This is a genomic window from Enorma sp., assembly GCF_982429025.1.
The window spans coordinates 1-12,475 of sequence record NZ_CEWCAA010000056.1 but is presented as its reverse complement, the minus strand read 5'-3'; the positions used below and the strand labels follow the sequence as shown (position 1 = coordinate 12,475).

Below are 12,475 nucleotides of genomic sequence, written 5' to 3'. Positions count from 1 at the left end.
CCGCCGTTATGTCGAGAACCGCATGCGCACGAAATTCGGCTTCGAGGGAACGCCCATCCGCCTCCATTTCCGTGCCAAGAGCAACAAGGAGGCGTAAATGGACAGCGCCAACACCTCGGCTGTGCTCGCCACGGCTATCACGATAATCGTCTCCTACCTTATCTGCGGTATTCCCTTCGGCAAGATCCTCGTCGGGTTGATGAGCCATAAAGACATCCAGAAGGAGGGCTCCGGCAACATCGGCACCACCAACGCCCTGCGCGTGGGAGGTCCCAAGGTTGCCGCGCTCACGCTTGCGTTCGACCTCCTCAAGGGCATGGTGTGCGTCATCGTCTTCCGCGATGTGGTGTATGCGGGAAGCTCCTGGAGTGCCAGCTCGACCGTTTCCTACCCGCTCCTGGTCGCGCTCGTGGCGCTTGCATGCCTCTACGGGCACATCTTCTCGCCCTACCTCAAGTTCCACGGCGGCAAGGGCATCGCCACGGGCGTCGGCATCCTCTTCGGCTTCTATTGGCCACTCGCCCTTATCCATCTTGCCATCTTCATCGTACTCGTTGCAATCACGCGCTACGTCTCGGTTGGCTCGATCGTCACCGCGGCGCTCGTGCCCTTCACCGTATTTCTCACGCAACCGGGTATCCCTCTGCCCGCCCTCGCTGTCTGGGCGATTCTGGGGTGGTCCGTTGTTTTCGCCCACCGCGGCAATATCGCGCGCTTGCGGGCGGGCACCGAGAACAAGCTGTCCTTCGGGTCGAAGAAAGGGGAGCGCTAGATGAAGATTGCCGTCATTGGTGCCGGTTCATGGGGGACCGCCATCTCGGGTGTCGCTGCCGCAAAGGCAGGCGAGGTCATGCTTTGGTCGCACGACGAGCCTGTGCCGCCGAGCATAAACGAGCGACACGTGAATCCGCTCTACCTGACCGACTACACGCTTCCGGAAAACGTCAGCGCCACCTGCTCCTTCGAGGAGGCGCTTGCAGGAGCTGCTGGGGCAATCGTTGTGGTTCCCTCGCCCTTCATACGCGCCACTATTCGTTCCGCCGCACGCTACGTCGCCGATGACCTACCCATCCTCTGCCTCACCAAGGGCATTGAACCCCATACGGGCAAGCTCATGCACGAGGTCATCGCTGAAGAGCTCGGCCGCCCGGAGCGCATCGCGGCGCTCACGGGCCCCAACCACGCCGAAGAGATCTGCCGAGGCAAGGTCGCAGCCGCCGTCATCGCATCCGAGACGCCTCAGGTGGGGGAGTTCTTCAAAGAGCTCCTCATCTCACCCTCATTCAGGCTGTACGCCTCGAACGATATGATCGGTATCGAGACATGCGGTGCGGTGAAAAACGTCATCGCCATCGCCTGCGGTATCGCAGCGGGCGCCGGCTATGGCGACAACACGCTCGCACTCATCATGACGCGCGGCCTCGCCGAGATCAGCCGTATCGTGTGCGCGCGCGGCGGAGACCCCATGACCTGCATGGGTTTGGCCGGTATGGGCGATCTCGTGGCTACGTGCACATCGCCCCATTCACGTAACCGCTCCTTCGGCGTCGCCTTTGCCGGCGGGGAATCCCTTGAGCACTACCAGGAGCGCACCCATATGATCGTAGAGGGCGCTGCGGCGGTGCAGAGCACAGCTGAGCTCGCGCGCTCGCTCGGTGTCGATTCGCCCATCACCTTCGTGCTCGAATCGCTGCTCTACAACAACATGACGCTCGACGAAGCCCTGAACACCCTCATGGGGCGCGTGCCCACCGAAGAGTTCTATGGGCTCGACCGCGACTGACGTACCTGCATCTAACTCCACACCAAAGGGGCTTTCCATGGGAACACTTGCACGCATCGCACCCTCGATTCTCTCGGCCGACTTCGCACACCTCGCTCGAGACCTCGATCGCATCTCGAATGCCGACTTTATCCATGTCGACGTCATGGACGGCCACTTCACGGGCAATCTCACCTTTGGCCCTGGTATGGTCGCCGCCTGCAAGCGCTCGACCGACGTACCGCTCGATGTTCACATGATGGTCTCGAACCCCGATGAGACGATTGGATGGTACGTGGAGGCGGGCGCCGATATGATCACCGTTCACGCCGAAGCTTCCACGCACCTCCATCGCACGGTGACGTACCTCAAGGAACACGGCGTCAAGGCAGGAGCCGTCCTCAATCCCGCCACGCCGGTCGGCGTGCTCGAAGACATCCTGCCCGAACTCGACATGGTCCTCGTCATGAGCGTTAACCCCGGTTTCGGAGGACAGCGCTTCATCGAGGGCACGTATGCCAAGCTCGATCGCCTGCAGGCGCTCTGCCGGGCAGTCGGCGCCCATCCGCTTATCGAAGTGGACGGAGGCATCTCTTCCGCCAATATCGAGGATGTCGCTCGCCACGGGGCTGACGTGTTCGTTGCCGGCTCTGCCGTCTTCGGGTCGAGCGACCCGGCAGCTGAGGTCCAGCGCCTTCGCGCGCTCGCGCAAAGCGGCATCGCCGCTGCGGAGGCGGATGCCGCATGAACGTGGCGCCGATGCGCCTCGTGAACCTTGATTATGCTGCCTCGACCCCGTTACGGCCCGAGGCTATCGAGGCGATGCGGGCCTATGATATCTCCGAGATAGCGGGTGCGAATCCAAACTCGCTCCATACGCTTGGCAGGCGCGCCGCTCAGGCGCTCGATGCAGCCCGTCGAGACATCGCACGCTCGCTGGGTACCGGTGTGCGCCCTGCTGAGGTCGTCTTCACGAACGGTGGAACGGAAGCCGATGCGCTCGCGCTCTTCGGTATCGCCGAGGGCGCCCGCTCGCGTGACCACGGACGAACCAGGGTCATCACCTCCGCCATCGAGCACGAGGCGATCCTCGATAACCTCGCACAGCTCAAACGGCGCGGCTTCACCGTCGATATCCTAAAGCCTGGAACCCACGGGGCCATCGAACCCGGCACCCTCGATGCCGTCATGGGCGATGATGTGGCGCTTGTGAGCATCATGTTCGCGAATAACGAGACGGGAGCCGTCCAGCCAGTCGGAGAACTTGCCCAGATCGCCCACAGTCATGGAGCGTATTTCCACACCGACGCCATACAGGGATACCTCCATGCCCCGATCGATGTGTCAGTTCTTAGGGTTGATGCGCTTTCCCTTGCTGGTCATAAGGTAGGCGCGTCCGTAGCGAGCGGAGCGCTGTACCTTAGAAGGGGAGTGCCCTTCGAGCCCCTCATTCGCGGCGGTGGCCAAGAGGCGGGAAGACGCGCCGGAACGCAGGATGTCCGCTCGGCACTTGGTCTTGCAGCCGTGGCGCGAACGCTTTCTCCGCGCCTCGATGAAGACCACGCGCGCGTGCTTTCCCTTTCAGGGCGCCTCTACGAGCGATTGCTTGAGAGCCCGCGCATTCACGCCACCTTGCCCGACCTTGTGCATACAGACCGGCTCCCAGGGATTGTATCCATCCTGGTCGATGGATGTGAATCGGAGGAGCTCATATTGCAGCTCGATGTTCGTGGCTTCTGCGTCTCGGCTGGGTCTGCCTGCTCGAGCGGATCCACGGATGCGAGCCACGTGCTCACCGCCATGGGGATTCCCCGCGAACGCGCGGCGGGGTCGCTCCGCATCTCGTTCGACGATCGCGTGCGAGAGCAGGATCTTGACGCCTTCGCCGATGCGCTCCTCGACCTTACTGGAGGTGCCGACTCATGAAGGTCTGCGAACTAGAGCGCTCGCTCTTCGAGTCGTTCCCGAAAGAAGATGCTGAAAGCTGGGACCACGTCGGACTCTCCGTGGGCGATCCCGACTCCGCAGTGGGCCACGTCCTCGTTGCGCTCGACGCCACAGCCAACATGGTCAGGCGTGCTTATGACGCCGGCGCCAATGTGCTGCTCGCACACCATCCGGTCTATATCGCAGCACCCGATGTCTTCGTTCCGAGAGCCGGGTCCCACCCTCAGGCTGCTGCCGCTGTCTTCGAGGCGGCTCGTCTCGGTGTGAGCGTCTTGTCGTTCCATACGAACCTCGATCGCTCCCGGGCCGCGCAAGAGCTGCTGCCGAGGCTCATGGGGCTTGAAGCTCAATGTTCACTCGAGCACCCTGAAAGCCTCGGCTCTCCTGGACTTGGCTCGATTGCTGCGATTCCGGACCGTCTGACCCTCCAAGAGCTTGCGCAGCGTGCCGCACAGGCCTTTGATACCGCTCCGCGTGTCTGGGGAGACCGCGATACGCCGATTTCAAGCTGCGCGTTTCTCGGAGGAAGCCTCGGTGATTTAGGTGAATCTGCCCTCAAATGCGGAGCCGATGCGATTATCTGCGGTGAGGCCGGATACCATGTATGCCAAGACCTTGCCGCGCGCGGGATGGGCATCATCTTGTTGGGACACGATGCGAGCGAAACGCCCTTCACCCGCATCCTCGCTGAGGCCGCGACGCGAGCCGGCGTACCCTCGGACTCAATTCAGATCGCAGATCCGCCGCGTCAATGGTGGACGATAGAAGGAGGACGTTCATGAGCAACGGAGAGAACCTGCTCAGCCTACAAGAAGTTGACATCGAGCTCTCGCAGCTCAAGGACAAGCTCGCGCAGCTCCCCGAGCTTAAGGACCTCGCCAAGAAGCGCCGCGCGCTTGCCGCAGCAAAAGAGGAGCTCTTGAAAGTCGTCGCCCTGCGCAAAGACGCCGAGACAGACCTCGCCGATCTCGCAGAGGAGGAGGCGGAGTACCGCCGTCGCGTCGACGAGGCACAGAAGTCAGTGGATTCTAGCGATTACCATCGCGTTCAGAATCTTGAGATTGAGCTTTCAAACCTTGCCAAATGGCTTGACAAGGTTGCCTTCGACCAGCGTAGCTGCACCACGAGGCTCGAGGAGGCCACCGCGCGGGAGCAGAAGGGCCGCGAGTTTATCGAAAAACTCGAAGCTGCCATCATCAGGAGCGGACAGGCTGCGCGCGTCGCGGCCACCGACCTACAAAACGATATCGCCGAGCTTGAGCGCCGCCGTGAAAAGCTCACCCGTCAGCTTCCCGATTCCCTGCACGAAGCCTATACCGTCGCTAGCAAGCAATTCCGTGGGCTTGGCGTGGAAAAGTTGGAGGGAAGCACGCCATCGCTCTGCCGTATGGCACTCACGGAGGCTTCGCTGAACGAGGTCAAGCGAACGAAGGGCGTTACTACCTGCCCCTATTGCCACCGTATCCTTATCGTCGACGAGGGTGACCGGAAATGAGCGGTCGCGCCGAGGGTCGCTGCGTCCTAGTCTGTGTTACCGGCTGCATCGCCGCCTACAAAGCATGCGAGCTCGTACGCATCCTCCAAAAGGAGGGCGCACGGGTTAAGGTGCTCATGTCCGAGCATGCCACGCAATTCATAGGACCCACCACCTTCAGAGCTCTGACCCATGAGAAAGTTGCCATCGGGCTCTTCGATGACCCCTCTGACCCCATCCACCATGTCTCGCTCGCCAAAGAGGCTGATTGCATCGTCGTAGCGCCCGCAACGGCGAATATCATCGCCAAGATGGCCCACGGGATCGCCGACGACCTCATGTCGACAACGCTTCTCGCTGCAACGGGGCCCATCGTCGTTGCGCCCGCGATGAATGTGAATATGTGGAAAGCCGCTGCTACCCAAGAGAATGTCCGCACGATACGCGCGCGCGGCGTTCGCATCGTAGGGCCCGGTAGGGGATACCTCGCATGCGGCGACGTTGATGAAGGGCGCCTGACCGAGGTCTCTGAGATCGCCGACGCCGTCATCTGCGAACTCGGCGCCACGGATGCGCTCGCTGGGGAACGTATCGTCATCACGGCGGGCGGAACCCATGAACCGATCGATCCGGTTCGCTACATCGGCAACCGGTCATCAGGCAAGATGGGCGTTGCCCTCGCTCGTGAAGCTCGTGCTATGGGAGCGCACGTCACGCTTGTTCTCGGACCCGCCACCGAGCCCGCGCCAGCAGGCGTCGATGTTGTTCCCGTGGAAACGGCAGCCCAGATGCTTGAAGCCACGCAGGCAGCGTTCTCCCGTGCCACCATGCTTATCTGCGCTGCGGCCGTGGCGGACTATCGGCCCGCTAAGCCAGCCAACCGAAAGCTCAAGAAGGGCATCGACGAGCTCGAATCCATTCAACTCGAGCAAACCGATGACATCCTCGCTCGGCTCTCGCACGATCGTGGCGATCGCATCGTCATCGGATTCGCCGCCGAAACCGGAAACCCCATCGACTATGCGCAACAAAAGCTCGTACGCAAGGGATGCGACGCCATCGTTGCCAACGATGTGTCGCGCTCCGATTCCGGCTTCGGGAGCGATACGAATAAGGCCTGGTGGATCACCGCCCACGCGACCGAGGAACTCCCGCTGCTCAGCAAATCCGAACTTGCTCGCACCCTGCTCATTCGTGCGCACGATTTGAGGTCATAAAAATTTCTCTTGCACAAACCGCAAGAGTTGAGTAAAGTATCTTTTGCTGTCGCAGAGATGGCAACACTTCGGGACGTGGCGCAGCTTGGTAGCGCACTTGACTGGGGGTCAAGGGGTCGCTGGTTCGAATCCAGTCGTCCCGACCAGAAGGTTCGGAGGCGTCGAGAATATCTCGACGCCTCTTTTTTTTGAGAAACCCCAAGGGGTTATCTCGCGTTCGGTTGGGTATCATGCTGTAGTGTGAACGCATCCGAATAGGGACTAGAGGAGAATCGTGGGCCTCAGAAAGAAGATCAAACGGGAGCTGATCGGCACCCCAGACTATCCCTCGAACCAGATCTTCACCATCTCCAACTTCATCACCGTTCTTCGCCTTATCCTCACGTTCGTCTTTTTGTATTTATTCGTCATGGATGTCAACCGCTATGTCGCGCTCGTCATCTATGCGGTCGCCGCGAGCACGGACTGGTTGGATGGCGCCATTGCACGCAAAACGCGCACGGTGAGCTGGCTTGGCAAGATGATGGACCCCGTCGTTGACCGGGCGCTTCTTTTTACCGGCGTCATCGGCCTCGTGGCGCGCGGAGAGCTTCCCATCTGGGTCTGCATCGTCATCATCTTGCGCGACGTCTATCTTGCCTGCGGCAATGCCGTCGTACGGCGGTACCACAAACGACCGATCGACGTGGTGTACACCGGAAAGGCCGCTACCGCGCTTCTCATGACCGGCTTCTCTTTCATGCTTCTCGGTTTGCCAAAAATCGGCGGCATCGGCGTTCTCGGCACGTTCTCGGAAGCGTTCCCCGGCCTCGATGCCCGCGAGGTTCCCTTAGGGATATTCTTCGTGTATGTTGGCGTGATCTTCTCCTTGCTCACCGCAGTCATCTATACCGTAAAGGGATACCGAGCCTCGAAGCACGCCATCGAGCATCCTGAGGAGGAGGACGTGGACTTCCTCAACCCGGAAATTGAAGAGGCTGATGGGGCTTCTGGAGCTTCTTGAGTCGCCCGTGAATCTCAACGCGCGCTAGGGTAGAATGAAAGTGCCTTTGCGATGTATTAAACCGGAAACGATTCCGGATCCGTATGTGATAGGGGTTTCCATGGCAGGACTTGGCACAGATTCCACGCGCGTGTTTCGCATGCCCATAGACGATGCAACCGCCCCCGACCTCATGAAGAGCACTAAGATCGTCAATCCGGTGATCTCCATTATCAAGGGGCCCCAAACGGGCAACACCTTCGAGATCACCGCTCCTGAGACCTCGGTCGGGCGCGATCCCGCCAACGCCATCTTCCTGAACGACATGACGGTCTCCCGCTCCCACGCTAAGATCGTGCGCACGCCACTAGGCACCACGATTGAAGATCTGGGCTCACTTAACGGCACTTGGGTCGATGGCGCCATCGTCAACTCTGCTCCGCTCCACGACGGCTCCTCGGTTCAGATCGGCACGTTCACGCTCATCTACCACGAGAGCAGCCCGGAGCGCATCGAAACGGGTGAGTAGCTTTGGCTGAGCGCAGCTATCTGAGCATCGGCCAAGTCGTTAACCTACTACGCGGCACGTATCCCGACCTCTCCAATTCGAAAATTCGATTCCTTGAAGACGAAGGGCTCATCACTCCTCACCGCACGCCCAAGGGGTATCGCCAGTACTCCATGGATGATGTAGAGCGGCTTGAGGTCATCCTGCATCTTCAGAAGACGCGCTATATGCCGCTGAACGTCATCAAGCAAAGGCTCGAAAGCGCCGACGATCTGCACACCCTTGCCTACGAAGTCGGCCTTTTGTCCGATGTTCCCATGAAGACGCAGCCTAAGGAAACCAAGCAGAAGCTTCATCCCCTTGAGGATGTTCCGGACTTACTGGGCGTTAGCATCTCCTTCGTGCGCTCCCTCGCACAGAACGATCTTGTGCGCATCATCAAGAGCCCGAAGAATCGCGAGCTTATCGATGGAAGCGATTTCGAGATTATTCGCTATTGCGATGAGCTTTCGCGTTTTCATATCGAACCTCGGAACCTCCGTCAATACGTCGTGTCCGCCAACCGCGAATCGACGATGTTCGAGCAGGTCCTTGTAGGCATGCTTGGTCTCGATGACAGCGACGAGGACCGCAGCGCAAAGCTGGAGCGCGCCTTCAAGAAGCTGCACGACCTCACCGACGGCCTTCATACCGCCCTCTTGAAGGGCCGCGTGTTCGAGTCGCTCAATGCCGTAGTCAAGGATGCCGACGTGGATTCCATCGATGATGAGCTGGCTCGAGCGGAGGCTTCACGCGAGTCCAAGAGAAACGCTGGCGACGCGGCTTCGCGCACTGAATCGACCAATCGCACCGGTACGCTTACCGATGCTCCCATCTCCCAAGAAGCAACCTCATCTCGTCGCACATCTCGCGTCGTCAAACGCGCGCGTTAGCGTATCACTATTATCTGTAGAGGAGCCCTTATGCCTGAGACCGCCGCAACTGACTTCGACTTCGAATCGTATATCACCGACATTCCCGACTACCCGGAGCCAGGCGTTGTCTTTAAGGACATCACACCGCTTTTCGCCGACGCCAATGCGATGCGACAGGCTATCACCGCGCTTGCCGACCACTTTCACGGTAGGGGAGTGACGAAGGTCATCGGCCCCGAGGCTCGTGGCTTTATGGTAGGCGTTCCCGTAGCGCTTGAACTCGGCGCGGGCTTCATCCCCGCACGTAAGCCCGGAAAGCTTCCGCGCGAGACCGTGTCCATCAGCTACGAACTCGAATACGGCACCGATACGCTCGAGATCCACGCGGATGCCCTTGAGCCCGGCGATCGCGTCCTTATCATCGATGACCTCGTTGCCACCGGTGGTACCGTTGCGGCGACAGGCAAGCTTGTCCAGAACATGGATGCCGAGCTGATCGGATATGGCTGCATCCTTGAGCTCGCATTCCTGAATCCTCGTGACGCCCTCGCCGCATCCGGCGACCAAGAGCTCTTCAGCTTGGTCAAGGTTTCTTAAGGGCCTGCAAACGGGGTGGCGCCTGAAGTTCAGCGGATAATCTGAACTAAGGGGCTATTCCGAGCCTTCATATCCGATATAGTGCAGATAACCTAGCAGATAGGCCTTCGCGGCAAACGCCGTGACTGCATTTCGAACGAGAAGCGATTCCCTGGTAACATGCGTCGCCGAATCCGGTTGGGGAGTCGCATCGATCGAGAATGCGGAACGCACGGCGTTTTCCAGTTCCACGGCGACATAATCGAAAGCAACGTCGACCATATAGGATACCCGCTGAATCTTAAAGAGCGTCGCAATCGCTTGAATCGACAGTACCTGCTTGAAAATGCAGATTACGAGCAGGCGAGCTACGTGCTCACGGTTGTAGAGCTTTTTAACCGGCGCCGCAATAAGGCCTGCCTTCACATAGTTATTAACCATAGAAGGTGTCAGGAGCTCGCCATCGATGCAGGTGCCAAGCGGGCTCAGCGTCTGCTCGACGATACCGATGACCTGATCTCGATAGAGGCCAACTGTGGGGAGATCCTCGAAACGAGGCATCTTGAAATCAACAAGGGCCGATGCTATTGAAGAAGTGAGATAGGCATCGGGAAGAACTGTCGGCTTGATATCTTCCTGGGTGATTGCTCGACCGTGTTCATTCATGGGGATTACCGATTTCTGCGCCGTCATTGCGTCCTCCATACCACGCACGTTCCACTGAGCATATAAATTACCTACCTAACACGGTACCAACCACATGATACTCTCATTGCTTTTAAAACTATGTCATCTTGTTTTAGAAACCATCTGTTTCACCATTTCGATACGGGAGCACGTATAATACAGATAGGTTCGGTACCGTCGAAGGGACCTACACGATGAGTTGGGCACTTATAGCAGATTCCAGTTGCAACCTCCGTGGCTACACGCCATCTGCCCCAGATACCATATACCGTTTCGCGCCGCTCAAGGTCAACGTAGGCGGCCAGGAATATATCGATGACGAGGCACTCGATGTAGCCGAGCTCAACCGCCGTGTCGCTGCCGAGGAATCGGCCACATCGAGCGCATGCCCGAGCGTAGGGGAATGGGCCGACCGCTTCCGCTCAGCCGACAACGTGATTGCCATTACGATTTCCGCGAATCTCTCGGGTAGCTATGAGGCAGCCATCATGGCACGTGACCTCGTGCTTGAAGAGGACGGATCCCGCAATATCTTCATCGTGAACTCCCGTGCAGCAGGCGGCAAGCTCGAGCTATTGATCGTGGCATTAGATAGGTACCTAACTGAACATCCCGATGCCACCTTCAACGAGGTAACCGCGTATATCTGCAATGTAGAGCAGTCTTCGACGGTCTTATTCCTGCTCTCGAGCTACGAAAACCTTGCCAAGGCGGGCCGCATGCCCAAGGTTGCCGGCATGCTTGCCAACAAGCTCAATATCCGCATGCTCGGAACCGCGAGCAGCGAGGGCACTATCAAGGTCCTTGGTCCCGCACGAAGCCAGAAGAAGGCATTCGAAAAGATCATTGGATCCATGCGGGAAGACGGGTTCCAAGGCGGCGACGTATTCATCGACCATGTCTTCAACGAAAAAGCAGCGGAGGACCTCGCGTCTCGCATTACCGCCGAATGGCCGACTGCGAAGGCAACCATTCTTCCATGTGGAGGCCTGTGCTCGTACTACGCAGAGACCGATGGTCTCATCATAGGGTACGGTTGGTAGGAACATCGGCCCATAAGCCGAAGACAACAGCATCCGCAACGATAGATGTCTTTTGCCATAACTAATTCCACCCATGCAAACGGGCGCGCTGCAAAGAATGCAGGGCGCCCGTATTGTTGTAATCCGATTAACTCGACCATTCCGTCAAGGCAGAATCAAAGCGTGGCCACATCAGAGGGTTATAGGACAAAAAGTGTGTCCGCTTCAGAGGTGTCGACGCAGGTCGGCACCTCTTTTTCGTCCGTTTAAATCTCCGCGGTGGATTTAACCACTCGGACAGAAAGTGTGTCTGGAATCGTCATCGCCCTGCAGGTAGATGCCGGAAAATCATGCCGTTAAATTCCCGATTTCCAAGGAGCTCGAGATGAAGGCGGTCAGGTGCCCCTCCTGCGGGGCGGCGATGAAGAGGAACGGGAGGACCGGAGCCGGATCCCAGAGGTGGAGGTGCCGGGCGTGCGGGGCGTCGACCACGGTCTCGTACGACGACACCGCCGCGAGGCTCGAGGAGTTCCTGGCATGGCTCATGTCGAAGGACACCCAGCTCTCGATGCCCGGGCAGGGGCGCACGTTCAGGAGGAGGACCGCCGAGTTCTGGCGCGTCTGGCCCATGCCCGAGCCGACGGGCGAGGCCCACCGGGTGCTCTTCGTCGACGGGATCTGGCTGTCCCGCGACCTCGTGGTGCTGATCGCCCACGACGGGGAGCACGTGGTGTCGTGGTACATGGCGCAGGCGGAGACCTCGAGGGCCTGGGAGGCGCTGATGGCGCCCATCCCGGCGCCGGACGTCGTGGTATGCGACGGCGGGACCGGGTTCGAGAAGGCGAGGCGGCGCGCCTGGCCGGGCGCGCGGGTCCAGAGGTGCCTCTTCCACGCGTTCTGCCAGGTGAGGCGCTATACCACCTCGCGCCCGAGGCTCCAGGCCGGGCGGGAGCTCTACGCCCTGGCCGTCGAGCTCATGCACCTCGAGACCCTTCGGCAGGCCGAATGGTGGGTCGAGCGCTACCTGCAGTGGTGCGGGTTCTGGGCGGACTTCCTCGAGGACGTCTCCTACGTCGACGGGAGGCGCCAGTTCACGCACGAGAGGCTCAGGAGGGCGAGGTCGTCGCTCTCTCGGCTGGTGAGCGCGGGCACGCTCTTCACCTACCTGGACCCGACCCTGGCCGCGGATGGGCCGCTGCCCAGGACGAACAACCCGATCGAGGGCGGCGTCAACGCGCGGCTGCGGGACATGCTCAGGAACCACCGCGGGCTGTCGCTCATGCGCAGGGTCAAGGCGGTGTTCTGGTGGTGCTACCTGCACACGGAGTCGCCTGTGTTTGGTCAAGTCTTCTTTTTTGAAATGGGCATGCGCTTCTTTCGGGTTCG

Annotated in this window: 15 protein-coding genes and 1 tRNA gene; 15 read left to right on the top strand and 1 reads right to left on the bottom strand. The window is 59.7% G+C overall.

What is annotated here, in order from left to right:
• From AC1VS5_RS08535 to AC1VS5_RS08475, 13 genes are all read left to right on the top strand, one after another.
• On the top strand, positions 1–97 hold a 97-nt coding region (locus tag AC1VS5_RS08535), incomplete at its 5' end, for a hypothetical protein (RefSeq protein WP_481218349.1).
• A complete protein-coding gene (gene plsY / locus AC1VS5_RS08530) occupies positions 98–772 on the top strand; it encodes a glycerol-3-phosphate 1-O-acyltransferase PlsY (RefSeq protein WP_481218348.1) in 675 nt (224 codons plus the stop codon).
• Positions 773–1,783: an NAD(P)H-dependent glycerol-3-phosphate dehydrogenase gene (locus tag AC1VS5_RS08525; RefSeq protein ID WP_481218347.1), complete on the top strand. Its 1,011-nt coding sequence runs from the start codon at positions 773–775 to the stop codon at positions 1,781–1,783. It abuts the gene before it with no gap.
• A 37-nt stretch (positions 1,784–1,820) separates the two neighbouring features.
• On the top strand, positions 1,821–2,510 hold the full coding sequence (gene rpe / locus AC1VS5_RS08520; protein ID WP_418742240.1) for a ribulose-phosphate 3-epimerase: 690 nt from the start codon (positions 1,821–1,823) through the stop codon (positions 2,508–2,510).
• Entirely contained in the window at positions 2,507–3,688 is a 1,182-nt protein-coding gene (locus AC1VS5_RS08515; protein WP_481218346.1) for a cysteine desulfurase family protein, read from the top strand. The genes rpe and AC1VS5_RS08515 overlap by 4 nt, the downstream gene beginning before the upstream one ends.
• On the top strand, positions 3,685–4,491 hold the full coding sequence (locus AC1VS5_RS08510; protein WP_144688628.1) for a Nif3-like dinuclear metal center hexameric protein: 807 nt from the start codon (positions 3,685–3,687) through the stop codon (positions 4,489–4,491). The genes AC1VS5_RS08515 and AC1VS5_RS08510 overlap by 4 nt, the downstream gene beginning before the upstream one ends.
• Positions 4,488–5,204: a zinc ribbon domain-containing protein gene (locus AC1VS5_RS08505; protein WP_481218345.1), complete on the top strand. Its 717-nt coding sequence runs from the start codon at positions 4,488–4,490 to the stop codon at positions 5,202–5,204. Before AC1VS5_RS08510 ends, AC1VS5_RS08505 begins: the two co-directional genes overlap by 4 nt.
• On the top strand, positions 5,201–6,400 hold the full coding sequence (coaBC, locus tag AC1VS5_RS08500; protein WP_481218344.1) for a bifunctional phosphopantothenoylcysteine decarboxylase/phosphopantothenate--cysteine ligase CoaBC: 1,200 nt from the start codon (positions 5,201–5,203) through the stop codon (positions 6,398–6,400). The genes AC1VS5_RS08505 and coaBC overlap by 4 nt, the downstream gene beginning before the upstream one ends.
• A 69-nt stretch (positions 6,401–6,469) precedes the next feature.
• Positions 6,470–6,546 (top strand) — tRNA-Pro (locus tag AC1VS5_RS08495).
• Positions 6,547–6,674: 128 nt separating this feature from the next.
• Positions 6,675–7,403 carry a CDP-alcohol phosphatidyltransferase family protein gene (locus AC1VS5_RS08490; RefSeq protein WP_019128311.1) on the top strand — a complete coding sequence of 243 codons (729 nt, stop codon included), beginning with the start codon at positions 6,675–6,677 and terminating at the stop codon, positions 7,401–7,403.
• A 100-nt stretch (positions 7,404–7,503) separates the two neighbouring features.
• The gene (locus AC1VS5_RS08485) at positions 7,504–7,911 is read left to right on the top strand and encodes an FHA domain-containing protein (RefSeq protein WP_019128310.1); all 408 of its coding nucleotides are present in this window, start codon (positions 7,504–7,506) and stop codon (positions 7,909–7,911) included.
• A 2-nt stretch (positions 7,912–7,913) separates the two neighbouring features.
• The gene (ftsR, locus tag AC1VS5_RS08480; RefSeq protein WP_022349372.1) at positions 7,914–8,822 is read left to right on the top strand and encodes a transcriptional regulator FtsR; all 909 of its coding nucleotides are present in this window, start codon (positions 7,914–7,916) and stop codon (positions 8,820–8,822) included.
• Positions 8,823–8,852: 30 nt separating this feature from the next.
• Positions 8,853–9,401: an adenine phosphoribosyltransferase gene (locus AC1VS5_RS08475; RefSeq protein ID WP_481218343.1), complete on the top strand. Its 549-nt coding sequence runs from the start codon at positions 8,853–8,855 to the stop codon at positions 9,399–9,401.
• A 54-nt stretch (positions 9,402–9,455) separates the two neighbouring features.
• Here the strand turns inward: AC1VS5_RS08475 and AC1VS5_RS08470 are convergent, their stop codons facing one another.
• Entirely contained in the window at positions 9,456–10,073 is a 618-nt protein-coding gene (locus AC1VS5_RS08470; RefSeq protein ID WP_019128307.1) for a DUF1836 domain-containing protein, read from the bottom strand.
• A 188-nt stretch (positions 10,074–10,261) separates the two neighbouring features.
• On the opposite strand from AC1VS5_RS08470, the gene AC1VS5_RS08465 reads away from it, so the two are divergent.
• Complete coding sequence (locus AC1VS5_RS08465) at positions 10,262–11,110, top strand: DegV family protein (protein ID WP_481218342.1); 849 nt, start codon at positions 10,262–10,264, stop codon at positions 11,108–11,110.
• A 364-nt stretch (positions 11,111–11,474) separates the two neighbouring features.
• Positions 11,475–12,475 (top strand): IS1249 family transposase (locus AC1VS5_RS08460; RefSeq protein ID WP_481218341.1); only part of this gene is annotated, 1,001 nt, incomplete at its 3' end.